Genomic DNA, 23254 nt, shown 5'->3' on the forward strand with positions numbered 1-23254 from the left:
ACGTCAAAAAACGCCACAAATCGGCACTTCCTGCATTCTTTTCCTTGAAATGGGATGTGTTTTCCTCTTTTATAACGTAACCATTGCGATTGCCATGACTAACATTCATCCCTTCACCACTGCAGCAGCCTGCATCCTGACCGCCGGAGCAGCGCTCTTCACCAGCTCCTGCCAACCTACCTCTCCCGAGAGCTACGCCCGTCAATTCGCTACTGCCCAGCACGTTTCCGTACACGGGTACAACGGCCGTGAAACGCTGACCACCAGGGTTTACGCCGACTGGGGCGGCATGCCGGCCAATGCGCGCCGCGCCATGGAGGAATACATCAAGGGAGCCGAATGGAAAACGATGGACTACATCCGTCCGCAGTACTTCATCCAGGTGGACCGCTCCTACTGGGCGATCTGCATTGACAATGACGGCAACCTGGTGGGCATCATTCCCTTCCGCAATGGCAGGGACGCCCGCAAGATGTCCGTCAACAACCACTTCAAGATGCTGGTCAACACGACGGACCGCGCTCCCGCCCTGGGCTATGCCATCCTGAAAAACCTGGCCTATGCGGACGGCCTCCGCGTCAGCACACGCAAGGCTGACGGCCTGGAAACGCCCGTTCCGGCGCCCCCCGCCGTGAAGGTGGTCGTTCCTCCCAAGGAAACCGCTCCGGCTGCCGCCCCCGCCGCCAAGCCTGCCGTAGCTCCGGCTGCCGAACCCGGCACGACGGAGGAAACTCCTGCGGAAGACGCTACCGGAACGGAAGAAACTCCCGCTGCGGATAACGCGACTGAAGGCGGCGACGCCACGGCGACGGATGACGCCGCTTCCGACGACTTTTAAGATGCCTCCCCTTCCGGGGATGCCATCGCCTTAATTTCCATCACGCTCCGCCGGCACGTACGGCGGAGCGTTTTTTATCCCCGTTCCTCCGGAACAAAAGCAAGTTTGCCGTTATTTTCACCTTCTCCCCATCCTGAAAAAAGAGAATGGAAAAATTGCGTTTTTAAGCGGGACCGTATTTCCGGGAAGGGGAAACTTCCTCCGCTGAATATCGGAAAAGCTACCGCAGGAAAGGCAGGGAGGCTCCCTGCCCGGATGGGGGCAGAATGGCCGTCCCGGGGAATACGCCGTTTTCCCGTGTTTTTCCATGGACAGCCTGCGGAAAAATGGCTTGCCTGAAAAGCCTGGAGGATTCCACGCGGACCGCATGGAGCGCCGCAAGCCTTTGCGGCAGATGAAAAGAAACTGAGGGCCAGCGAACGGATATTGAAAAAAGTCCGTTAATCAAAACAGCGTACGCCCACCGTCCGCCTGTTCATGCGGAAGCCGCAGAAATTGGCGGCTCTTACCGCAAGTCTTTTCAGAACAGGAACGCGGCGCGGAGAAAAGCGCCTGTGAACAGCCCGTTTCATGGGGAAACTGCCCTTCCGGCAAAGGCGGTCACAAGCTGAATGCCCTGCCGGAAGCAGGGCATTCCCATTCACCCGCCTTCACCAGAGGCACATCTGCCGGCCCTGATGGAAAAGAAACCGGAAACTGCTGCGGAATCTCAATTCCCGCCCTTCTTCACCTGGTCGGGCCACGGAACGGAGCTTCCTTCCGGCGCGCCCAGTTCATTACCCTTCTTGTAGGTGGGCATCTGCGCCTTCCGCTCGCGGAGCAGCTTGCCCATCAGGCCGGCCATTTCCTTCAACTTCCGCGGTTCCCTGGCAGCCAGGTTTTCCTTTTCACCGATATCCTTCTTCAAATTGTACAGCTCAAAGCTCTGGTTCCCGTGACGGTAAATCAGCTTCCAGTCCCCGTGGCGCAGGGCGGTGGAAGCGCCGTACTGAGGAGCCTGACGATTGTTTTCCCCCCAGTTGTTGGGCTGGTGGAACAGCAGGGGACGGTCCGCAGGGAACCGGCCTCCCTTGAGCAGCGGGACCAGGCTCAGGCCGTCCAGCTTCTGCGGAACCTTGGCGTTCCGGCATCCCGCTATATCCAGAAGGGTCGGGAAAAAGTCGTCAATCACCACCGGAACAGCGCACCTGGAACCGCCCTTCGTCACGCCGGGCCAGGAAACGATCATGGGCTCCCGGATGCCGCCCTCCATGCACGATCCCTTGCCGAAGGAAAGGGGATAATTGGCGTCCTCATTGCCCAGCCTGCCGGAAATGGCCAGGCCGCCGTTGTCCGACATGAACACCAGCACCGTGTTCTTGTCCATGTCATGCTCCTTGAGGTACTTCATGATATCCCCCAGGCTCTTGTCCATCCCCTCGATCAACCCGGAATAATGCTTCTCCACCGGAGACCACTTGTGCCCGTCCTCCGGATTCTTGTAGGAATCCGCAAACCTCTTGTCGTAGGCGCGTTCATCCAGCGGGGCGTGCAGGGCGTACTGGGCCATGTACAGGTAAAAGGGCTTGCCGGCCTCCTTCGGATTGGTCCTGATGGCTTCCAGCCTCTTGAGGGCCTCAAGAGTCAGCGCCTCCGTCAAAAATACGTCGTCCTGGTAATAATTATTCTCATCCAGCCCGCGCACATGGTTGAACCCTTTTCCGTAATGCTTGGAACCGCGGTAATCTGCCGGGTGACCGATCTCCGTACCCGCAATATTGTAGTCAAATCCCATATTCAACGGGTTGGATCCCGGCGTTCCCTGGGTGCCGAAATGGGCCTTCCCGCAGTGCACGGTGACGTAGCCGCACTTCTTCAGCATCTCCGGCAGCGTGGCCGCCGTGACGAAGGGGCGCGTCATGTTGTAATGCATGTCTTCCCCGGAAATGGGGCGTTTCGTCGTCCCCCGGGCGGGAATCCCGACCGGCTGGAGGCCGTTGAGGGCCCAGTCCGGCGGCTGGAGATTTTTGTTGTTGCGGTCCGTCGTTCCGTTCTGCTCCCTCACCCAGCAGGTCACGCGGTGCCGCGCCGGATTCATGCCGGACATCAGGCTCACGCGGGAAGGCGTGCAGAGGGGATGGGCGTACGCATCCGTAAACGTCATGCCCTGCGCGGCCAGCTTCTCCATGTTGGGCGTGCGGTAGCGCTCGTTCAGGAACGTCTTCTTCGGGTTGCCCCGGTCGTCGGACCAGAACGGGTGGGACGTATCCTGCCAGCCCATGTCATCCACCAGGAAAACGATGATATTGGGCTTCTTTCCGGAAACGGGGTGGGAAGTATTGCTCTGGGCGGACGCCCCGGCAAGCAGGGAAAACGCGCCGCAGGCGGCGGACAGGAGACAGGCGGAGAACTTCATGGTCGCAACATATTTAATATAATCGTCAAAATCCTTTCAACCTAAAAATACGCACAAGCAACCTCTGGTCTTTCCTCTTTTTTCCGGAAAAAGGCATCATCCTCCGGGAAGCGGCGGAAACGCTTTTGCGCCACCGGGTTTAGGCTTGATTGGCCAGCGGGCGGAGTATACATTCCTCCCCATCATGTCCGAGCGCAAGAAACCATATCCCTTTGACGTTTTTGAACCCAAATGGCAGCAGATCTGGGACGAAAGGAAAACCTTTAAAGTAAGCAATCCCGGAGAAGAGGGCTTTGACGCGTCCAAACCCAAATACTACGTGCTGGACATGTTCCCCTACCCCAGCGGCGCGGGCCTGCACGTGGGCCATCCGGAAGGGTATACCGCCACGGACATCGTAGCGCGCTTCAAGCGCATGAACGGCTTCAACGTCCTTCACCCCATGGGGTGGGACTCCTTCGGCCTTCCCGCGGAGCAATACGCCATCAAAACCGGGCAGCACCCCTCCGTCACCACCTTCCGGAACATTGACAACTTCCGCCGCCAGCTCAAGATGCTGGGCTTCTCCTATGACTGGGACCGGGAAATAGCCACGACGGACCATGAATACGTGCGCTGGACCCAGTGGATCTTTCTCCAGCTTTACAACTCCTACTACAACAGGGAACTGAAAAAGGCGCGCCCCGTCTCCGAACTGGAGGAACAGGGGCTGAGCCGGGAGGAAATCGACCAGCGCCGCCTGGCCTACGTGGCGGAAGCGGCCGTCAACTGGTCCCCGGACCTGGGCACCGTCCTGGCCAACGAGGAAGTGGAGGAATGGAAATCCAAGGGCCACCGGGTGGAACGCCGCCCCCTGCGCCAGTGGATGCTGCGCATCACGGACTACGCGGAGCGCCTCATTGACGAACTGGAGCCGCTGGACTGGCCGGAATCCATCAAACTGCTCCAGCGCAACTGGATAGGCAAATCTGAAGGGGCGGAAGTGGACTTCACCCTGAACGGGGAAACCATCACCGTTTACACCACCAGGCCGGACACCCTCTTTGGAGCCACCTACATGGTCCTCTCCCCGGAACACCCGCTGGTGGACACCATCACCACGCCGGAACAGAAAGACGCCGTGGAACAGTACCGCGCCCAGTGCGCCTCCAAGAGCGACCTGGAACGCACGGACCTCTCCAAGGAAAAAACGGGCGTCTTCACCGGAGCCTATGCCGTCAACCCCGCCAACGGGGAACAGGTCCCCGTCTGGATTGCGGACTATGTGCTGATGGGTTACGGCACGGGAGCCATCATGGCCGTTCCGGCCCATGACGAACGCGACTTCGCCTTCGCCCAGGTATTCGGCCTCCCCATTCTCCAGGTGGTCCAGCCGCCCAGTGAAGACATTGACTGGCGCGGCTTCTGCGGTTATGAAGGCGCCAGCGTGAACTCCGGCTTCCTGACGGGGCTGCCCACTCCGGAAGCCAAGGAAAAAATGATCCTCTGGCTGGAGGAAAACGGCAAGGGCCGCCGCAAGGTAAACTACAAGCTCCGTGACTGGCTCTTCTCCCGCCAGCGCTACTGGGGGGAACCCTTCCCCATCGTCTGGGAAGACGGCCGCCACCGCGCCCTGCCGGAAAGCGAACTCCCCGTGCTCCAGCCCGATCTGGACGACTTCGCCCCCACGGGCGACCCCCGCGGCCCGCTGGTCAGGGCCACGGAATGGATTGCGTACACTCCCACGGCCCACCGTGAAACGAACACCATGCCCCAGTGGGCCGGCTCCTGCTGGTACTACCTGCGCTACCTGGATCCGGAAAACACGGAACGCTTCGTCAGCCGTGAGGCGGAACAATACTGGATGGGCTCCACCGGCAACCCCGGAGGCGTGGACCTGTACGTGGGCGGCACGGAACACGCCGTGCTCCACCTGCTCTATGCCCGCTTCTGGCACAAGGTTCTCTTTGACCTGGGCTACCTCACCACCAGCGAGCCCTTCCAGAAGCTCGTCAACCAGGGCCTCATCCTGGGGGAAGACGGCCAGAAAATGTCCAAATCCCGCGGCAACGTCGTCAACCCGGACGACATCGTCCGCGAATACGGAGCGGACTCCCTGCGCCTGTATGAAATGTTCATGGGGCCCCTCAAGGACGTGAAGCCCTGGGCCACCAAGGGAGTGGAAGGCATCTCCCGCTTCCTGGCCCGCGTCTGGCGCGTGGCCTTCCGGGAAAACCAGGAAGGCGAATGGGAAATCAACCCCAAGCTGGCGGCGGACGCTCCGGAAGCCGCCGTGCTCCCCGTGCGCAAGGAACTGCACAAAACCATCAGGAAAGTGACGGAAGACATCAATGACATGTCCTTCAACACCGCCATCGCCAAAATGATGGAATGCACCAACGCCATGACCTCCGCGGACGTGGTGGACGTACAGGACTATGACGCCTTCCTGACGCTGCTGAACCCCTTTGCCCCCCATCTCACGGAAGAAATTCACAGCCGCCTGCAAGCGAAATTCCCCGCCCTGGCGGAAACGCAGCTCTGCCAGAAAAACTGGCCTGTCTGGGAGGAAACCCTGCTGGTGGAAAACACCGTTCCCATGGTCATCCAGGTGAACGGCAGGCTGCGGGACAAGCTGGAAGTGCCCAGGGACATCTCCCGGGAAGAACTGGAAAAGCTGGCCCTGGCCTCCGCCAAGGTAAAAATCTTCCTGGACGGCGTCACCGTGCGCAAGGTAATTGTCGTGCCCGGCCGCCTGGTCAACATCGTAGCCAACTGACACCCCGGAAAGACTCTGCCATCATGACCATGATCGCCCCGTCCCTGCTGGCCGCCGACTTCTCCCGCATCGGGGAGGAAGCGCGCCGTGCCTTTGACTCCGGAGCCGACTGGCTGCACCTGGACATCATGGACGGCCACTTTGTGGACAACATCTCCTTCGGCCCGGAAATCTGCGCCGCCGTCAGAAAAGCGGTGGGGCCGGACCGTTTCCTGGATGCCCACCTGATGATTGAACGGCCGGACCACTACTTTGACCGCTTTGTCAAAGCGGGCGTCAACCTCATCTGCTTCCATGTAGAGCTGGGGGACCCCCACTACATCCGCGACACCCTCAGGCGCATCCGGAAAGCCGGAGTGAAAAACGGTCTGGCCGTCAACCCGGCCACGCCCTTTGACGCCGTAGTTCCCTACCTGGAGGAAATAGACCTGCTGCTGGTCATGTCCGTGGTGCCGGGCTTCGGCGGACAATCCTTCATGCCCTCCGTGCTGGACAAGGTGGAAAAAGCCGCCGAATGGCGCACGGAGCACCAGGCCCCTTTCCTGATTCAAATGGACGGAGGAATCGGCAAAGACAATGCCGCGCAGTGCGCCCTGGCCGGGGCGGACGTGCTGGTGGCGGGCTCCTCCACCTTCAAGGCTCCGGACATGGCCCGCGCCATTGCGGAAATGAAGTAACCTGCGGACGGTCCTTACCCAGCCCGTTATTACGGAAAATCAAAAAATCCGGCATTCCCGGGAGGAGTGCCGGACTATTTCATTCATGGCTCCATTAATCAGAACCTGCGGCGGCGCATCAGCAGGGCGGCCAGCCCCAGCAGGCCGAGGGAGGCGGAAGCCGGTTCCGGCACGGCGGCCAGCGTCACTTCCGCCCTCAACGCCGGTCCCCATACGGAACCCTCCGTACTGGTAAAGCCCGCATTCTTATACACATCCCCGATGTCCACGCCGTCGGCTTCCTTGCCAAGCCTCAACCTGGCGGAGGAAAAGCTCACGTCACCCCAACTCGTGGCATCTGAAATCTGCGTCGTCGTAAAAGCCACGTAATAAGTTACGCCGCTATCAAGCTGCAAATTATTGAACACGGCCTTCTCCCAGGAGGCCGCTCCGTCTCCGGCGCCATCTCCGGCCATGTCAACGGTGGTCGTGGACTGCCCCACGAACGTCGTTCCGTCCTTGGTAGCGGCGGAGGAAAAAATCGTCACGTACAGCCCGTCGGTGGCATCCGTCCTGTTCGTCGCCTTGGCAATATCCAGTGATTGCAGGAACACCGTGGAATTCGGTGAAATCCCTTCCCCGGAGGAAAGAAGCATGTGGTCCAGGTCAAAGGAAAAACCGTAATAGGCTCCGTATCCCCCGGAAGTCAGGGTGGAAGGATCGTCTTTGGTCGTCGTGCTCAACACAGTAGCCGCCTGTGCCGTTGCCAGGCTGGCCAGAACACCAAGAATACATAGGCACTTCATAAATTTATTCTTATTAATGGGTGAAATACGGAATGGAACCCGTTGCCCAAGGAAATAGCGGATTATGAATCCGTTAAAGATTCTACAATCCGGAAAAGCTGTCCTTCTCCAGGCTCCGGCTTGGCTGGAAAAAACTCCAAATGGACATTCCATCAACATTTCCCACATTCACTTTTTACGGCCGCATATCGTCTGGTAGTCCAGGACCTCCCGGCTCTGATGGATGCCCTCACCGGAATGCAGTGACGGCTATTAAAAAAAACTTCCGCTATGCTCCAGAAAGAGTTTCAACAACGAAAAGCAGGAACTCTGCCGCTTTCAGGCGCCAGTGCCGCAAAGCCACACTCCATCAACACTTCCACCGTCCCCTTTCACAGCCGCATATCTCCCGGGAGCCAGGGCCTCCCGCCCTGATGGAGGCCGCCGCCGAAGCGTAAAGACGGTTATTAACCATTACTGGAACGAAAAGAAAGCCCATTACATCAGGAACACCCTCTGACAATTCCCATGATATGGACAAGCTCAAATTCCCCAAAACCTTTTTCTTTCAATTTTGTAAGCTTGACTCCGGATTCATAATCCGGAGACATCATGGCCGCACCCCTTCCCGGACCGCAGCTACTCCGCAGAGACGCCCATCATATCTCCCTGACGGGCAAACAACTCCGTGCCTTCCGCCGTCTTTTCCAGCAGGTCGGGAGCCAGGCGTATTCTGCCCGGTTCAAAAAAGCACATCACCGTGGAGCCTCCAAAGGCAAAATACCCCTTCTCCCCCCCTCTTGCGGCGGGAACGTCCGGAACATACGTCTCCTCAATCAGCCCCACCCCGGTGGCGCCCACCTCCAGCATGGCGACCTCTCCCCACAACTCCGACCGGATCAGGGTCAAATTCCTTTTATTAGTCCATAGCCACGCCAGCCGGCGGCGCAGGCAGTACGGAGACACGCTCGCCAGCGGACCGCCCAGCCTCGTCCACGGGCCGGGCACCCCGGACACCGGAAAATGAAAACGGTGGTAATCCGTGGGGCACAGGCGCGACAAAACGACGGCGCCTTCCGCATACCGTCCGGCCAGCGCTTCACTCCCCATAAGGGAGGGCAGGTCAAAACTCTGCCCCTTCACGAAAACGCTCTTGATTCGGTCAGCGCGTTCCCAGCCCATGTGCCGGGCATCCGCGGGAAAAACGGCCGTATCCTCCCCACCGGCCAGAGGGCGAGCTCCCGGTTTCAGGCGGCGGTAGAAAAAATCGTTGAAATGCTTGAACTCTCCCATCCCCTTGAGGGAATCCTCCATATTGATGCCGTACTCCTCCACAAAAGAGGGGATGGAACGCGCGCTGGAAGGCCGGTTCTTCAGCCACCCCAGCAGACGGGAAAAAACGCCGCGCTTGATCAGGACATGCAGTGCCGCCCGGCCTGTGGAAGTGCCGTAAATCCATTGCAGGTACTTCTCCCCCAGCACCTGTTCCCGTTCTTCCCTGCCCGTGTAGCGGTTGTAATAGCGTATGCCCTCCATGAAACGCCTAGAGTGTCGCCCGCTTCCCCATTTGTCCAGCCGAAAGAGGCTCGCCGCCTCCTATTTCCCCTGTGCGCGCTCCGGATCCTCCTCCGTACCGGAATCCTTTCCTTCCGCCGCGCGGTCATACCATTCCCGTGCAAGATTCAAATCCTGCGGAACTCCATTGCCGTGTTCATAACAGGCGGCCAGCAGGTACTGGGCGTCCCTCTCGTCCGCTTCCGCAGCCTTACGCAGCCAGTACATGAACAAATCCTCATTCTTCTCCACCAGGCCGCCTTCCCGGTACTCCAGGGCCAGGTCAAACATGGCCTCCGGCTTGCCCTGCTCCGCTGCAAGCTGCAGCCAGTGCAGGGCCTGCGTATCGCTCTTCTCCGCGCCCAGGCCTTCATGAAAACAATCATACAGGTCAAAGGCGGCATCCGCATCTCCCGCATCCGCCTTCTGCTTCAACCCGGGCAACGCCCTGTGAAACCAATCCTCCGCCCGGTCCGGGTCCTTCTCCACGCCGTCCCCCTCCTGGTAAATGCGCCCCAGACGGAACTGGGCGGAGGAATTCCCGGCTTCCGCCTGCCGGACGATCTTACGTTTCCACTCCTCCAGAAACTTCTTCATCCTGCCGCTTCTCCATTTCAGCGCCACCAGAAAAACGACCGCTACCAGCACCATCAGCAAAATAGGCGTCCATTCCAAAAAATCATTCAACCAGTCTATATGCATCTTATCTTTATATTGGATTGCTCCGGCTTCATCCATCACAAACTGTGAACGCGGAAAAAAATCCCATGCCGCAGGAAATGCACCGCTTGCCTGCTTCCCTTTTCCGGACAGGCTGTCCGGAAACCATAATAAACCATCCGGAAAGTTGTTCATCCGGCGTCCTCCCCAACATAAAAATCCTCCTTAAAAGAATATTCAATAAATAACCATTTATCAAAATAATCACCTCCCTTACCATGCAGACATCATTAAAAACAACTGCACTATTCATTCTACGCACCCCGTGAGGGTACGACTGACATGGACAAGCCGCTTTGTCTTGGCTCCCGGGTTTCAATCCACGCACCCGTGAGGGTGCGACCCTGGCGAATTACAAGATGGCCCCGCCCGGCAAGTTTCAATCCACGCACCCGTGAGGGTGCGACTACCTATGTCCGATTTGGCCTAGAGCCCTACCAGTTTCAATCCACGCACCCGTGAGGGTGCGACGGCCTGGAGGATACGGGTTGAGCATCAAGGGCGCAGCAAGGGGTTTGCGCCAACCTGATGCGGAAGCCGGATACGGTCAGGCCCGATAAGAGGTGATTCTTTTGTCAATATCCATTTCCCAATCACTTGCAGCAAGCGCCGGTCTCCCGGGATTTTTCTGTGAGCTTGGGGTTGGCGCAAGGCGGCATCAGACGCGGCGTTATTCCGTAATATTCCATCTTCGCCGCGTCCGGTCCGGCTTGCATTCAACTTGGTTCATTGATGCTAGCCGTTCCCCTCTGCCGCGTCCAGCAACATCTTCCACGTTCCTTCAAACAGAACCGTGCATCCCCGGAGCCGCCAACATGGAGACACATAAACAACAGGCCTCCCGGGCGGCGCGCCGTTTTCCCCATTGCCGGAAGCCGAATTCCCCTCCGGTTTCCGCTGCCATTAAAAAGGAGCCGCCCTTGCGGACGGCTCCCGTTAACGAATGAATGACGGAATATTCCTTACAGGGCCGTCGGAATTTCCTTGCCCAGTTCGGACGCCTTCTTGGCGGAGCCGTCCCCGGCAATGCGTTCCAGAATCACGTCCTTGTAGCTCATGCCGCCCAGGATGATCGGCAGCACATGCACGTCGTGAGGAACCATTACGTCCAGCACGTACGCCTCCGGGGATTCAATCATGCGGGTGATGGCCGCCGGAAGCTCCTCTATGCGGAGCACGCGCTCGCACTTGACGCCGAATCCGGCGCAGATGAGCGGGTAGTTCGGGTAGATGACGTCTTCCGTCTTGTGGGTGGGGTCATAGCTGTCGTGCGGGTCCGCCAGGAAGGTCTGGGCCCGGTTGGAGTCATACTTCAGGTCTTCCCACTGCACCACCATGCCCAGGTGCTGGTTGTTCAGGATGATGCATTTGACAGGCAGGCGCTCCACGTGAATGGTAGCCAGCTCCTGAATGTTCATGAGCATGGAGCCGTCTCCGTCAATGTTCACCACCAGCTTGTCCGGACAGGCCAGGCACACGCCCATGGCGGCGGGAAGGCCGTAGCCCATGGTTCCCAGGCCGCCGGAGGTAGCCAGACGACGGGGCTTGTCGAATTTGAAGAACTGGGCGGCAAACATCTGGTGCTGGCCCACGCCCGTGCAGATGATGGGATCCTTGTCCGCCGTCTGGCGGTAGAGTTCCTCAATGACGGCCTGCGGGGAGATATAGCCCTTGCGGTCTTCATAGGAGAAGGGGTATTGCTTCTTCCAGTCTTCAATCACTCCGAACCATTCCGGAGTGCGGGTAAAGCCGGAGGATTTGCGTTCCCAGCCTTGAGCGGCCAGAGCGGCGTTGAGAACCTGGAGGGCGTCCTTCACGTTCGCGCGGATGGGGTGCGCCACCTTCTTGTTCTTGTTGATCTCGCTGGCGTCAATGTCAATGTGGACGATGGTGGAGTCCGGGCAGAACATGTTGACGGCGCCGGTCACGCGGTCGTCAAACCGGGCGCCCAGGGCGATCACCAGGTCCGCTTCATTCACGGCGTTGTTCGCAAACACGGCTCCGTGCATGCCCAGCCAGCGCAGGGAAAGAGGGTGGGTCTCCGGCATGGCTCCTATGCCCATCAGGGTGGTCGCCACGGGAATCTGGGAGCGTTCCGCAAATTCCAGCAGGTCCGCGGAGGCTTCCGCGGAGATGATGCCGCCGCCGGCGTAAATGACGGGACGGCTGGCGCCTTCAATCAGCGGAATGAGTTCTTCCAGCTTTTCCGTGGGAACGGGCAGCACGGGGTTGTAGCCGGGGAGGTCCATCTCCATGTCGAAGTCCGGCGCAAACACGGCTTCCTGCACGTCCTTGGGCATGTCAATCACCACCGGGCCGGGACGGCCCGTGGAGGCGATGTAAAAGGCTTCCTTGATGATGCGGGGCAGTTCTTCCGGTTCCGTCACCAGATAGCTGTGTTTCACGATGGGGGCGGTCATGCCGAACACGTCCGTCTCCTGGAAGGCGCCGCGGCCGATCAGGGAACGCATGACCTGCGCCGTAATCGCCACCAGCGGAGTGGAGTCCAGATAGGCGTCCGCAATGGAGGTGATCATGTTGGTGGCGCCGGGGCCGGAAGTGGAGATGCAGACGCCCACCTTGCCCGTGACGCGGCCGTAGCCTTCCGCGCCGAACGCGCCGCCCTGTTCGTGGCGGGGCAGGATGGTCCGGATTTTGGGCTGATGGCTCAGGGCCTGGTGAATCGGCATGCTGGCGCCGCCGGGATAGGCAAAGACGACGTCTACACCTTCACGCACGAGGCATTCCACGAGCACTTCGGCTCCTGTCATGCGGGTTTTCGTCGGGGCGGATGATGTTTTGTCGTTTGTGCTCATGTGCAAATAATATTTTATTTGTTCAATAGGAAAAAAGGTTCTAGCGCATTCCGGGCGTAATGTGAAGCCTTTTCATTAAAATGCAGGCGTGCATCCCGGGAGGAGGGGAAGGCCGGAAAGCGCCCCTCTGCGGAAGCCGCTGGAGAGGGAATCAGGCCAGGGACGCGCGGCGGACGTGCACGCAGTCCATTCCGGCGGCTGCGGCGGCCTTCATGCCGGGTTCCGCGTCTTCAAAAACCACACAGCGGTCCGGGGATGCCCCCAGAAGTTCCGCCGCTTTCAGGAACATGTCCGGCGCAGGCTTGCCATGCTCCACTTCATCCGGCGTCAGAATCACGTCAAAAAGACCTGAAAGTCCGGCGGCGGCCAGCGTCCGGGACGCTCCCGGCATGGCGCTTCCCGTAGCGATCGCCTTGGGGGCGTCTCCCAGGGAATGCACGAATTCCACCACCTCCCGGATGGGCTGCATGCCCTCCTCTTCCAGCATTTCCAGATAAATGCGGCGCTTGTCCGCAGCGGTAGAAGCAGCATCCATGTGCATGCCGTACCGTTCGTTCAGAAAACGCACCACGTCGTTGGCGGATTTACCGCCGCAGGAATAAAATTCATCCGCCAGGAACACGCGGTCCGGCGCCCCCGCACGGGCCAGGGCCTTGCGCCATGCCTTGTAATGGAGCGGCATGCTGTCCACCAGGGTGCCGTCCAGATCAAAAATATATCCTTCATATTTTTTTTCAGGCAAATCCACGCGTTTCTTCATAACGGGGGCACAGGATGCCACAAACCCTTTTTCCGGTAAAGCCCGCAGTCTGCCCGCGCTTAGGAGGAATGCCTTAAAAAATATATCAAGAGCTTGACATTTTGTCCTGTTATTCTAATGTTTCTGCCACCTCGAAACGGAAACCGAACCTCTTTTAAAACATGGCCAATACCAAATCCGCACTCAAGCGCATCCGTCAGACAGAAACCCGCACCGCCCGCAACCGCGCTGTGTCCTCCAAGCTGAAGACCCTCCGCAAGAAGATTGCCACTGCGGTGGAAACGTCTGACAAGGAAGCCGCTGCCGTTGCCTATAACACTTTCTCCTCCGCCGTTGACAAGGCCGCCAAGGTGGGCACCATTCCCGCCAACCGCGCCGCCAACTACAAGAGCAAGGCCGCCAAGGCCATCGCAAAAATCGCCTGAGTTTTCACTTCGGTTTTCTGACGATCTTTATGGCAAGCCGCTCTGTTCTGCTGAGCGGCTTGTTTTATTTTCCCCTCCCATGCAGCAATCCCGCCTGGATAAAGCCAAACTGATTATTGACCGTCCCGGGGACTTCAAGGTTTGCGAAGCCTGCGGCTCCATCGTGTCCCTGACCACTGCCGTGTGTCCCAACTGCAACGCCTACCGTTTCGACTCCAATACGGAGTACGTCGTGGAACAGGCCGTACTGCTTGCCTCCCGGGAACAGCGTTCCGTCACCCCGGAAGACCTGGAAAATTAAGGAGTCCTGCCCGGCGCCGTTTTCCGCCGTATTCCTGTTTCTCTGTTTTCCTCTCCCGCGGGTCCGGCCACCGCTCCGTTTTCGTGAGAAAAACGGCAGATGCCTTCCCGGTGGAAGGCGTGCCCATTTCTCCGCATCCCTCCAGCTCCGGATGCGCGCCGCTACTTGCGCAATTCTGCAATGCGCAGGATAGTGGCCTCAATCAGGTTGGCCGGGCATGAAGCGCCCGCCGTAATCCCCACCTTCAGGGATTTGCCCAGATTCTGCACCACCGGTTCCGTGGTCATGCGGCGGACTTCCCGCGTTTCCGTGTCAAAGGCATCCACGTACTGGATGGATTTGATGCTTTCTGCGGATTCAATGAAATACGTGGGCACATGCTCCTTGGCGATATCCACCAGGTGCGTGGTGTTGGAACTATTGTAGCCGCCCACCACGAACATGACGTCCAGAGGGTTCTTCAACAGCTCGTACAGGGCGTCCTGGCGGTCCTGGGTAGCGCCGCAAATAGTGTCGAACACATAAAAATTATCATCGTCCCCGTCCCTCTGGACGACGGCGTCCTTCACCATCCTCTGGAGCGTCTGCGTCTCCGTCTTCAGCATGGTGGTCTGGTTGGCGATGCCCACTTCCTCCAGATCCCGGTCCGGATCGAATCCCGGGGAATAACAGCCTTCAAACCGTTTCAGGAACGCCTCGCGATCTCCGCGGCCCAGCATGTAGTCGCACAAGATGCGGGCGTCCTCCAGATCGTAAACCACCAGGTATTTCCCCTTTCCCCGTTCCCCCAGGGCCCGGGAGGCCGTGGCGCTGGTTTCCTCATGGGTGGCCTTGCCGTGAATGATGGAGGTAATCCCCATGGCGGCGTAATTCTTCACCCTTTTCCAGACCTTCATCACGTCCCCGCAGGTCGTGTCCACAATCTGCACGCCCTTTTCCTCCAGCGCATCCATGAAGGGAGTGGGCACGCCGAACGCGGGAATAATCACCACGTCGTCCGCGGCAATCCGGTCATAGGAGGAATCAAGCTGCTTCCAGGGAAGCTTCTGAATGCCCATTTCCTCCAGCTGCCGGTTTACCTCCGGATTGTGGATGATGTCCCCGATCAGGAAAATCCGCCGGTCCGGGAACACCCTGCGGGCCGCATACGCTATGTCTATGGCGCGGCGCACGCCGTTGCAGAATCCAAACTCCCTCGCCAGGAAAAATTCCGTGTGGCCCAGGTTGTACACGTTGCCCGCAGACCGGATATGGGAAATCAATTCACTCTGGTAATGCTGCTGGATTTCCTTCTCCACCTGTTCCATCACCTCGGCTCGTCTCACATTCACTCTGGCTTTGCGGGTTGAGTCCTGATTCATGCTCACAGCTTCCACACTTTCCTTCTTTCGTCAAGACAATCACAGCTTGCCAACCGGGGCTTTTCACGGTATGCACAGGCGCATGCTCCTGGCCCTGGCCCCCATGAAAGATGTGACGGATCTGGCTTTCCTCAAGACGTTGAAGGACTTGAATTCACTGCCGGATTATTTCATCACGGAGTATTTCAGAACGGTGGCCCATCATAAAAAGATGTCGCCATACATCCTGCGCTCCATTGATGAAAATCCCACGGGGCGCCCCATTTACGGCCAGCTCGTGGGCCATGAGCCGGAGTACCTGGCGAGGGACGCGCTGGCCCTGATGGAGCACGACTGCGCGGGGGTGGACCTGAACATGGGCTGCCCCGCCCCGATGGTGTGCAGGAGAAACGCCGGAGGGGGCATGCTGCGCTCCCTGAAGGCCATGGACGCGGCCCTGGGCGCGCTCCGGGACGTTCTTCCCGCCGGGGCCTTCACCGTCAAATGCCGCCTGGGATACGAGAATCCGGACGAGTTTGAACGCATTCTCCCCGTGATTGCCGCCCACACCCCGGACAGGGTGTGCATCCACGCCCGCACCGTACGGGAAGGCTACCGCTCCCCGGTGCATCCGGAATGGGTAAAATGGGCCGTGGAAGCGCTGGACTGTCCGGTGGTCGCCAACGGCAACATTGTAGATGCGGCCACGGCGGACGCGTGGGTGCGGCTGGCCCGGCCCGCAGGCCTGATGATCGGGCGCGCGGCCCTGCGCAATCCATGGATATTTTCCCAGCTTTACGACCGTTTCCAGGGTAGAGTCCCTGCTTCCCCCACCTTCCGGGACGTGCTGCATTACATCCGCCGCCTCCATGAGCGCACGCTGGAAATGCAGGAGCGTTATGTGGAGGAAAAACACATCCACCGCATGAAAAAATACCTGGTTTACACCGCGCGCGGGCTTCCGGATTCCTTTGACCATTACATGAAAAGGGCGAAAACCTCCCGCGATTTCATGCGCATTTGCGAGGATATCCTGGACAATGACGCCCCGTTTGCCCCCACGCCGCCGGAAGACACGCACCTGTTCGCCCATTTCCATGCCCTACTTGCGCAAGAGGAAGCTTGTCTCCCTCCCGGAATTCAGGTATGAATTCCCGTGTTCATGAATCCGCTGCCTTCCGCCCTTCTCCTGGGCCTGACCGCCGCTCTCTGCGCCGCCCATGACGCCATTCCGGACGGAGTGGAATTCCTGCGCGCCTACATGCCCGCGCAGGACAGGGAAACGATTACGGAAGAACGGCTGGACCGGGAAGTCCGCCTGGCGCTGGACGCCCGCAGCCAGTTCCCCTGGGCCGGCAAGGTTCCGTGGGAGCTTTATGAAAACAACGTGCTCCCCTATGCCGTGGTCAACGAGCCGCGCGACGAATGGCGGGAACAGTTCCACAACCTCTTTGCGCCGCTGGTTTCCGCATGCAAGACGGGCCGGGAAGCCGCCCTCACGATTGCCTCCTGCATCCAGAAAACCCTGAATGTGCGCTATTCCACGGAAAGAAGGATTCCCCACCAGGGGGTGAAGGAATCCCTGCAATCCGGCAAGGTTTCCTGCACGGGCCAGAGCATCCTGCTCGTCTGCGCGCTCCGCTCCGTGGGCATTCCGGCCCGCATGGCCGGCGTCCTTACCTGGAACCATGTGCGCGGCAACCACAACTGGGTGGAAGCCTGGTGTGACGGGGAATGGAAAATGCTGGAGTACAACGAGAAGGATTTCAACACCCCGTGGGTGATGTCCGCCATCAGCATGCTGGACCCCCGCAAGCCGGAGAACGCCATTTACGCCACCTCCTGGAAGAAGGAGGGCGCCGGAGAGTTCTTCCCGCTGATCTGGGAAGCCCGCTACGACGAAAAACGGCGCGCGCTGACCTTCCCTCCGGAAAGCCGGACCGTCCCCGCCGTCAGGATCACGGACCGTTATATGAAACTGGCGTCGGACTGGGTGGCGGCACAGCCGGAGTACCTGCCGGGCAGCAGGCTGATGCTGGATATCAGGGATGGGAAGGAAGGCAGCGGCAGAAGACTGCCCCTGCGCGTCGTTCTCAAGTCGGAAGAAGGGAAAGTCCTGGCGGAAGGCACCACCCCCGGCCCATCCGACGACATGAGGAAGTTTCTGGAAGTGCGCCTGCCGGACAACGTCTCCCGCGGCATTCTGGGATTCATGCTGCCCGACGGAACAGTGCGCCATGAACCCGTGGCCCATACGGAAGCCCCGGTGCAGATTTTGAATTTCTCCGTGACCGCTCCATGAGGATTCCCCTGTTTTTCAATAATACGGCGCGCAGCGCCAGGGCCGACCGCTTCCGCCGCTGGCTGGACGGCCACCGGGATCTTTTTGACGTCGTTGAGCCGGAAAGCAGGGAAGACATGCTGCGCCACCTGGCCGCCCGGGCGGATTCCGGAACTCCCGTCGTGGCCGTGGCGGGCGGGGACGGCACGCTGGGCGTGGCGGCCAGGGCCCTCTGCAATACGGAAACGGCGCTGGCCCCCTTCCCCGCGGGAACCATGAACGTCTTCTCCCGTGAAATAGGTATCCGGCAGGATTTTGACCACGCCCTGCATGTTCTGAATGCGGGACGTCCCAGGGACGTGGACCTGTTCGCCTTCAACGGGCAGCCCTTTCTCCAGATGGCGGGCATAGGCGCGGACGCCCGTGCCGTGGAACTGACCACGTGGGAAATGAAAAAGAAATGGAAGGCCTTCGCCTACGTCATTGCCGGCGCCCGGGTTTGCACGGAGCGGCAGCCCCGGCTGACCCTGTCCACGGATGACGGGCGGGTGGTGGCAGGCCGTTCCATCCTCTTCGGCAACGGGCGCAGGTACGGAGGACCGCTGAATTTCTTTGCGGAAGCGGATAATGACGACGGTCTTCTGGACGCCGTGGTTTTCAAACATTCCATTCCCTCCATCATCGGGGAATGCCTGATGGCCGCCGTCCACGGAGGCTTCCATTCCCGGCGGAACGGCTCCTTTGAATATATCCGGATGACGGGGGGAACCGTCATTTCCGCCGGACAGGCCGCCTGTGAACTGGACGGCGATTATATGGGCAACGCCCCGGTCCGCATCACGCGCCACGGCACGCTGAAGGTACTCGCCCCCTGAAGCGGAGCCGCAAAAGGCTTCCTTCAACAGGCCGCCCCTGCGCGCCTTAACTGAGCAGAAAACGGGTAAACGTATCCAGCATGCAGGAAAGATGGACGGTGTGGACCTCCGGAAGCCCGGTGAAGGCCAGTACAATGGCGGCATCCATCAGGGCCGCGACGCCAATCCATTTGACCATCGCCGGAAGCGGAGAGGCGGAAGGTTCGTAAAAGCTCCAATCTTCCTTCACAAAGGAGAAATCCTCCCCTGAATCAAAACGGCGGAATTGTTCCTCCAATTCCTCAACCGGCATTTCATGGGGGCAGACGTAGCCATGGGCGTCATCCCCCACCTCGCAATAATAAAGGCCGTTACCCACCGGAACGGACTGCATGTGCATTCCGTCCCCGCCAACAAGGGAGATATGGGCTTTATGAGAAGAGTTCCCGTAGCGGAGGAACAATTCATCCAAGCTGCCGCACGTTTCTCCGTTAAACAGATAACGAGGGGAGGCTGTCATTTTCTTATTTATAAAAATGAGACACCGGAACACAAGAATTTTTGACAGGAGAGATGGCGCATCCCTGTCATACCCGCGGAAACAGCGCAAAAAGACCGTACCGGCAAGCGGTACGGCCTGAAACAAAGGGGAAATTTTCCCGGAGGGAATGCTACATGCCCATGATCTGATAGCCGCCGTCCACGTAAATCACCTGTCCGGTGATCGCGGCTGCGCCGTCGCTGGCCAGGAAGACGCCGGTAGCGCCCAGTTCCTCGCCCGTGCAGGAACGGCCCAGGGGGGCATGTTCCTCATACACCTTGAACATGGTGTTAAAGCCGGAAACGCCGCGTGCCGCAAGCGTCTGCATGGGGCCCGCGCTGATGCAGTTGACGCGGATGCCGCGGGCGCGGCCCAGATCATACGCCAGATAACGGGTGCAGGCTTCCAGGGCGGCCTTGGAAACGCCCATCAGGTTGTAGTTCGGCACCACCTTTTCGGAACCCAGGTAGGACATCGCCAGAATGCTGCCGTTGTCGGACATCATGGGCTCCACGGCGCGGGAAAGGGCCACCAGGGAGTAGGCGGAGATATCCAGGGAAATCTTGAACGCCTCGCGTCCCGTATCCAGGAAACTGCCGCCAAGGGCTTCCTTCGGGGCAAAAGCCACGGAATGCAGCATGCAATCCACCTTGTCCGTGTGTTCCCGGACTTTTTCAAAGAATGCATTGATGGATTCATCATTGCTGACATCCAGATCGTAAACGGGGACGTCTTCGCCGAAGTTTTCATGGACCAGCTTAAGCACGCCGTCCTTGAGGCGTTCGCCCTGATAATTGAAGATGAGCTTTGCGCCCGCTTCATGCCATGCCTTGGCAATTGCGAACGCGATGCTGCGCTTGTTCGCCACGCCGATTACGACACCAACTTTGCCTTCGAGTAATTTACTTGACATAATGGTAAGTGAATACTGCCCTACTTTCCTTCATTTGACAAGAAAAACGGACGTCACGGCGCTCCGTCAGGCCCCCGTCTGCTGGCGGCAGGCCTTGACCGTGTTAGCCATCAGCATGGCGATGGTCATCGGCCCCACGCCGCCGGGCACGGGGGTAATGGCCCGGCACTTGGGCGCCACTTCATCATAGGCCACGTCTCCAACAATCCGGTAGCCGCGCTTGGCGGAGGCATCTTCCACGCGGTTGATGCCCACGTCCACCACCACGGCGCCGTCCTTCACAAAATCAGCCGTCACGAATGCGGGCCTGCCTATCGCCGCCACGATGATGTCTGCTGAACGGCAAAGCTCCGGCAGGTTCTTCGTGCGGGAGTGGGCCACCGTAACGGTGGCGTTCGCCTGCTTGGACATCAGAAGATGGGCCATCGGCTTGCCCACGATCATGCTGCGGCCGATGACCACGGCATTCGCGCCCGCCGTTTCAATGCCGGCCGCCTGCAACAGCCTCATGCAGCCCAGCGGGGTGCAGGGCACAAAACCGGTTTCATCCTCCAGCACCAGCTTGGCGACGTTCTCCGGGTGGAAGCCGTCCACATCCTTGGCGGGGTCTATTTCCAGGACCACGGCCGCCTCGTCGATATGGGGGGGAGGCGGGCTCTGCACCAGAATGCCGTGGATGGAGGGGTCCGCATTCAAGTCACGGACGACCTGGAGCAGTTCTTCCTGGGAGGCATCCGCGGAGAGAACGATTTTACGGGAGTTCATTCCCAGCTCCGCACATTTTTTCACTTTGGAATTCACATACACCTGGGAGGCGGGGTCCTCCCCCACCAGAACCACGGCCAGGCCGGGCGTTATTCCCTGTTCCCTGAGCCGGGCAATGTCCTTTCCAACCTCTTCCAGCACCTGGGAGGCTACCTGTTTTCCGTCGATGATTTGCATAATAATGATTGATGAAGTGGCGGGAAGTCCGGAAGCCCCTCGCTCAGCAGCCCGGCCAGAAGGCGGGCGTAGTCCGCTACCTGCTCATCCGTTGCGTCCGGAGGAATGAACAGGCGCTTTTTCCATAGAATGTTCACGTTGGAACACGGCTTGGGAATGGCGTAGCGGTCCCAGGCCTTGTTCAGCCTCCAGCAGCTTTCATATTCGATGCACACGGGAACGATGGGAAGACCGGACTGGGAGGCCATCTTGATGATGCCGTGGTGCACCTGGTAAATGGGGCCCTGCGGACCGTCCGGGGTGAGGCAGAAGCAGACGTCCCCCTCCTGCACCTTCCTCATCATTTCCATGTAGGCCAGGGCTCCCCGCCGTCCGGAGGAACCGCGGACGGAATCCAGGCCGAAGTGTTTGCATACGGCCTCCACCAGGGCGCCGTCCTTGCTGGCGCTGGTGAGCACGCACATCTTGAGCGGCTTCTGGGCCAGGGACCAGGCGTAGCCGGGCACCGTCGTGCGGTTGTGCCAGAGGGCCACCAGGAAGGGCGCCGTGTAGACGTCGTCGTGCTCCTCCTTGATGGAGCGGATATTCAGGCTCATGCAGATGGGCTGGAGCAAGGACCACAAGCCGAAGCCGGCCAGCTTGGTCCACCAGCGGGAACGCTTTTCGGACGTTTTTCGGACAATGGGATTGAGCAGCAACATGAATCCTCGGCAATATCACATGAATCCGTCCACCGTAATGCGGGCGGGCGGGGTACTTGACGGAGCGGGAAGAGCCGTTCCGCGGGAGGGGGCAGTCCCCATTCCCGGACGGTCCGCGCGCGGCTCCACTTCCTGGAGCATGCCGGCGGAGTTGTCCTGCGGGGATGCCGGCGTACCGGAAATTTTCACGGGGAGAATGATTTCATGCCCCTCCTGCGTAACGCCGGACGGCAGGCGGCGGCTATCCACCATGTAGGAGGGGATTTTAAAGACCAGCTCTCCCGTCACGGCGGAACCGTTGCTGTACAGAACCCCGGTCACTCCCAGGAAGCCCTGCTCAAACAGGGAAATCTCTTTCAGGGAGGCGGAACGGTCCGTTCCGTCGCTTTCCAGCAGAAAGGAGCCGGACGTAAAGACTGGGGAAGAGTAAGGCAGCCTTATTTCCGTGTTCCGGGCGGTCATGGCCGCCAGCAGGCGCAGGACGGGCAGCCTGAGCATGGTCGCCTTGATGACGGAACCGCTGTACCCTTTTACGGAGGGCCTTTTCTGTTCGTCCGTCACGGGCAGCGCAAAGTCCAGCTTCAATTCATGCTTTTCATCCACTTCCTGTTCCCCCATCTGTACCTTGAGGAAGGAAGCGAAGTCATCCCCCACCAGGGAGAGGAGGTCAAAATTCCTGCCCGTCAGGGTCCAGGCCTGGTGGCGGAAATCCGTACCCAGGAGGAAATTCCCCGTAATCATGAAGGGGCTGAGGTCCGTAGGCTTGTTGAGCAGGCGCCCCTTGTCCAGAAAACCGGAGAAGGTGAGCTGCTTGACGCCGTTTCCGTTTAAAATGATGGAGCCGGAGTCGACGCCCATCAGAGGCCAGCCCTTGATTTTCAGCTTTTGCTGTGACAGGTCCAGCACGTATTCCGGTTCCGTACCGTTTCCGGACGTGCGGATGTAGGCTTCCGCCGTCATGTAGAAGGGGCCGTCATTCCGCTCCAGGGTAAATTCCTCCGTCTTGTGGGCGTAACCTACCTCCAGGCGCGGAGAGGTGTACCGCCGGAAGACGAACGGGAGTTCCCGCTTTGTCTGCGGCACGGCAAATTTGGAGAATCCGGGGCGCAGGCCAATCGTGACCTTGGCCATGTTCAGGCTTTCCCCCTTGATTTTTCCCATGAACAGGGACGTGGCGGAGATTTCTCCGGAAACGCCTTCCATCATTACAAAAGACAGGCAGGAATCCTGCGGGAAAGTGACCTTGATGCGGGCGGCCTTCATGGAAAGGCCGTCCATCGCCATGCCGGAGGCTTCCACCTTCCCGCCCCAGGCGGCGGAGAGGTCCGATTGCAGCCGCCCGGCGAATTCCTCCGTATTGAAGGAAGTCAGGCGGTACATGTACGTTCCCGCCAGGGCGCCCACAACCAGCAGGACCAGGATGCAGAGGCCAATGAGGAAACGCTTGTTTTTCAGCACGGCCTGCTTGGCGTCCCCGTGGTCGTCATTGTAGGTCCGCCGGCGTTTTTCCACACGGATGACCTTGCTGCCGTCCGGGCGCACCACTACTTCCCTCTTTCGCTCCACGCCCTGGGAATCCGAGGCATGCAGCTGGCGCATGATATTGTCCGCCCCCTGGGAGGAAGAAGAGGACTCAGGATCGGAATCACTGTTCTTCAATAGTCTTAATCCGGT

Annotated in this window: 20 protein-coding genes; 8 read left to right on the plus strand and 12 right to left on the minus strand. The window is 59.4% G+C overall.

From position 1 onward, the window contains the following. Positions 1-94: 94 nt before the first annotated feature. Positions 95-838, plus strand: a complete 744-nt coding sequence (locus tag P8A25_RS08335; RefSeq protein WP_215442278.1) for a hypothetical protein — start codon at positions 95-97, stop codon at positions 836-838. A gap of 709 nt (positions 839-1547) precedes the next feature. Here P8A25_RS08335 and P8A25_RS08340 read toward each other — a convergent pair. Continuing rightward, positions 1548-3233, minus strand: a complete 1686-nt coding sequence (locus P8A25_RS08340; protein WP_251827952.1) for a sulfatase — start codon at positions 3231-3233, stop codon at positions 1548-1550. Between the two features lie 184 nt (positions 3234-3417). On the opposite strand from P8A25_RS08340, the gene leuS reads away from it, so the two are divergent. Continuing rightward, positions 3418-5991: a leucine--tRNA ligase gene (leuS, locus tag P8A25_RS08345; protein WP_215442277.1), complete on the plus strand. Its 2574-nt coding sequence runs from the start codon at positions 3418-3420 to the stop codon at positions 5989-5991. Between the two features lie 23 nt (positions 5992-6014). After that, entirely contained in the window at positions 6015-6668 is a 654-nt protein-coding gene (gene rpe / locus P8A25_RS08350) for a ribulose-phosphate 3-epimerase (RefSeq protein WP_022396713.1), read from the plus strand. A gap of 98 nt (positions 6669-6766) precedes the next feature. On the opposite strand, the gene P8A25_RS08355 is transcribed toward rpe, so the two are convergent. From P8A25_RS08355 to P8A25_RS08375, 5 genes are all read right to left on the minus strand, one after another. Next, positions 6767-7453, minus strand: coding sequence for a PEP-CTERM sorting domain-containing protein (locus P8A25_RS08355; RefSeq protein ID WP_180975168.1), 687 nt, complete (start codon positions 7451-7453; stop codon positions 6767-6769). A gap of 618 nt (positions 7454-8071) precedes the next feature. Continuing rightward, positions 8072-8968, minus strand: a complete 897-nt coding sequence (locus P8A25_RS08360; protein ID WP_215442276.1) for a phosphatidylserine decarboxylase — start codon at positions 8966-8968, stop codon at positions 8072-8074. A 60-nt stretch (positions 8969-9028) separates the two neighbouring features. After that, on the minus strand, positions 9029-9688 hold the full coding sequence (locus P8A25_RS08365) for a tetratricopeptide repeat protein (protein WP_215442275.1): 660 nt from the start codon (positions 9686-9688) through the stop codon (positions 9029-9031). A gap of 980 nt (positions 9689-10668) precedes the next feature. Then, positions 10669-12477, minus strand: coding sequence for a biosynthetic-type acetolactate synthase large subunit (gene ilvB, locus P8A25_RS08370; RefSeq protein WP_251827843.1), 1809 nt, complete (start codon positions 12475-12477; stop codon positions 10669-10671). Between the two features lie 196 nt (positions 12478-12673). Further along, entirely contained in the window at positions 12674-13282 is a 609-nt protein-coding gene (locus tag P8A25_RS08375) for an HAD family phosphatase (protein WP_022396708.1), read from the minus strand. Between the two features lie 161 nt (positions 13283-13443). Here P8A25_RS08375 and rpsT point away from each other — a divergent pair, with 161 nt between their 5' ends. Both rpsT and P8A25_RS08385 read left to right on the plus strand, forming a co-directional pair. After that, positions 13444-13707, plus strand: a complete 264-nt coding sequence (rpsT, locus tag P8A25_RS08380) for a 30S ribosomal protein S20 (protein WP_022396707.1) — start codon at positions 13444-13446, stop codon at positions 13705-13707. 79 nt (positions 13708-13786) lie between these two features. Further along, on the plus strand, positions 13787-14008 hold the full coding sequence (locus P8A25_RS08385; RefSeq protein WP_022396706.1) for a hypothetical protein: 222 nt from the start codon (positions 13787-13789) through the stop codon (positions 14006-14008). A gap of 161 nt (positions 14009-14169) precedes the next feature. On the opposite strand, the gene P8A25_RS08390 is transcribed toward P8A25_RS08385, so the two are convergent. After that, a complete protein-coding gene (locus P8A25_RS08390) occupies positions 14170-15369 on the minus strand; it encodes a 4-hydroxy-3-methylbut-2-enyl diphosphate reductase (RefSeq protein WP_022396705.1) in 1200 nt (399 codons plus the stop codon). Between the two features lie 70 nt (positions 15370-15439). Here P8A25_RS08390 and P8A25_RS08395 point away from each other — a divergent pair, with 70 nt between their 5' ends. Genes P8A25_RS08395 through P8A25_RS08405 form a run of 3 tightly spaced genes read left to right on the plus strand, consistent with a single transcriptional unit; the run spans position 15440 to position 18504 of the window. After that, positions 15440-16498: a tRNA-dihydrouridine synthase gene (locus tag P8A25_RS08395; RefSeq protein ID WP_022396704.1), complete on the plus strand. Its 1059-nt coding sequence runs from the start codon at positions 15440-15442 to the stop codon at positions 16496-16498. A 12-nt stretch (positions 16499-16510) separates the two neighbouring features. After that, positions 16511-17650: a transglutaminase family protein gene (locus P8A25_RS08400; RefSeq protein WP_404838654.1), complete on the plus strand. Its 1140-nt coding sequence runs from the start codon at positions 16511-16513 to the stop codon at positions 17648-17650. Further along, on the plus strand, positions 17647-18504 hold the full coding sequence (locus tag P8A25_RS08405) for a diacylglycerol kinase family protein (RefSeq protein WP_215442274.1): 858 nt from the start codon (positions 17647-17649) through the stop codon (positions 18502-18504). Before P8A25_RS08400 ends, P8A25_RS08405 begins: the two co-directional genes overlap by 4 nt. Positions 18505-18550: 46 nt before the next feature. On the opposite strand, the gene P8A25_RS08410 is transcribed toward P8A25_RS08405, so the two are convergent. The 5 genes from P8A25_RS08410 to P8A25_RS08430 form a co-directional block, all read right to left on the minus strand. Then, entirely contained in the window at positions 18551-18883 is a 333-nt protein-coding gene (locus P8A25_RS08410) for a hypothetical protein (protein ID WP_146017737.1), read from the minus strand. Between the two features lie 271 nt (positions 18884-19154). Beyond that, positions 19155-19937: an enoyl-ACP reductase gene (locus P8A25_RS08415; RefSeq protein ID WP_022396700.1), complete on the minus strand. Its 783-nt coding sequence runs from the start codon at positions 19935-19937 to the stop codon at positions 19155-19157. 66 nt (positions 19938-20003) lie between these two features. Further along, complete coding sequence (gene folD, locus P8A25_RS08420) at positions 20004-20879, minus strand: bifunctional methylenetetrahydrofolate dehydrogenase/methenyltetrahydrofolate cyclohydrolase FolD (protein ID WP_022396699.1); 876 nt, start codon at positions 20877-20879, stop codon at positions 20004-20006. Beyond that, positions 20852-21580 carry a lysophospholipid acyltransferase family protein gene (locus P8A25_RS08425; protein WP_102722804.1) on the minus strand — a complete coding sequence of 243 codons (729 nt, stop codon included), beginning with the start codon at positions 21578-21580 and terminating at the stop codon, positions 20852-20854. The genes folD and P8A25_RS08425 overlap by 28 nt, the downstream gene beginning before the upstream one ends. A 15-nt stretch (positions 21581-21595) precedes the next feature. Continuing rightward, positions 21596-23239, minus strand: a complete 1644-nt coding sequence (locus P8A25_RS08430; protein ID WP_215442273.1) for a hypothetical protein — start codon at positions 23237-23239, stop codon at positions 21596-21598. Positions 23240-23254 lie beyond the last annotated feature (15 nt).

The sequence above is a fragment of the Akkermansia sp. BCRC 18949 genome, from assembly GCF_045011645.1.
GTDB lineage: Bacteria > Verrucomicrobiota > Verrucomicrobiia > Verrucomicrobiales > Akkermansiaceae > Akkermansia > Akkermansia massiliensis.

What these genes read in the sequence shown, in the direction of transcription:
- P8A25_RS08335 (WP_215442278.1), top strand. Translation starts at nt 95, where the DNA reads ATGACTAACATTCATCCCTTCACCACTGCAGCAGCCTGCATCCTGACC.
- P8A25_RS08340 (WP_251827952.1), bottom strand. Translation starts at nt 3,233, where the DNA reads ATGAAGTTCTCCGCCTGTCTCCTGTCCGCCGCCTGCGGCGCGTTTTCC.
- leuS (WP_215442277.1), top strand. Translation starts at nt 3,418, where the DNA reads ATGTCCGAGCGCAAGAAACCATATCCCTTTGACGTTTTTGAACCCAAA.
- rpe (WP_022396713.1), top strand. Translation starts at nt 6,015, where the DNA reads ATGACCATGATCGCCCCGTCCCTGCTGGCCGCCGACTTCTCCCGCATC.
- P8A25_RS08355 (WP_180975168.1), bottom strand. Translation starts at nt 7,453, where the DNA reads ATGAAGTGCCTATGTATTCTTGGTGTTCTGGCCAGCCTGGCAACGGCA.
- P8A25_RS08360 (WP_215442276.1), bottom strand. Translation starts at nt 8,968, where the DNA reads ATGGAGGGCATACGCTATTACAACCGCTACACGGGCAGGGAAGAACGG.
- P8A25_RS08365 (WP_215442275.1), bottom strand. Translation starts at nt 9,688, where the DNA reads ATGCATATAGACTGGTTGAATGATTTTTTGGAATGGACGCCTATTTTG.
- ilvB (WP_251827843.1), bottom strand. Translation starts at nt 12,477, where the DNA reads ATGACAGGAGCCGAAGTGCTCGTGGAATGCCTCGTGCGTGAAGGTGTA.
- P8A25_RS08375 (WP_022396708.1), bottom strand. Translation starts at nt 13,282, where the DNA reads ATGAAGAAACGCGTGGATTTGCCTGAAAAAAAATATGAAGGATATATT.
- rpsT (WP_022396707.1), top strand. Translation starts at nt 13,444, where the DNA reads ATGGCCAATACCAAATCCGCACTCAAGCGCATCCGTCAGACAGAAACC.
- P8A25_RS08385 (WP_022396706.1), top strand. Translation starts at nt 13,787, where the DNA reads ATGCAGCAATCCCGCCTGGATAAAGCCAAACTGATTATTGACCGTCCC.
- P8A25_RS08390 (WP_022396705.1), bottom strand. Translation starts at nt 15,369, where the DNA reads ATGAATCAGGACTCAACCCGCAAAGCCAGAGTGAATGTGAGACGAGCC.
- P8A25_RS08395 (WP_022396704.1), top strand. Translation starts at nt 15,440, where the DNA reads ATGCACAGGCGCATGCTCCTGGCCCTGGCCCCCATGAAAGATGTGACG.
- P8A25_RS08400 (WP_404838654.1), top strand. Translation starts at nt 16,511, where the DNA reads ATGAATCCGCTGCCTTCCGCCCTTCTCCTGGGCCTGACCGCCGCTCTC.
- P8A25_RS08405 (WP_215442274.1), top strand. Translation starts at nt 17,647, where the DNA reads ATGAGGATTCCCCTGTTTTTCAATAATACGGCGCGCAGCGCCAGGGCC.
- P8A25_RS08410 (WP_146017737.1), bottom strand. Translation starts at nt 18,883, where the DNA reads ATGCACATGCAGTCCGTTCCGGTGGGTAACGGCCTTTATTATTGCGAG.
- P8A25_RS08415 (WP_022396700.1), bottom strand. Translation starts at nt 19,937, where the DNA reads ATGTCAAGTAAATTACTCGAAGGCAAAGTTGGTGTCGTAATCGGCGTG.
- folD (WP_022396699.1), bottom strand. Translation starts at nt 20,879, where the DNA reads ATGCAAATCATCGACGGAAAACAGGTAGCCTCCCAGGTGCTGGAAGAG.
- P8A25_RS08425 (WP_102722804.1), bottom strand. Translation starts at nt 21,580, where the DNA reads ATGTTGCTGCTCAATCCCATTGTCCGAAAAACGTCCGAAAAGCGTTCC.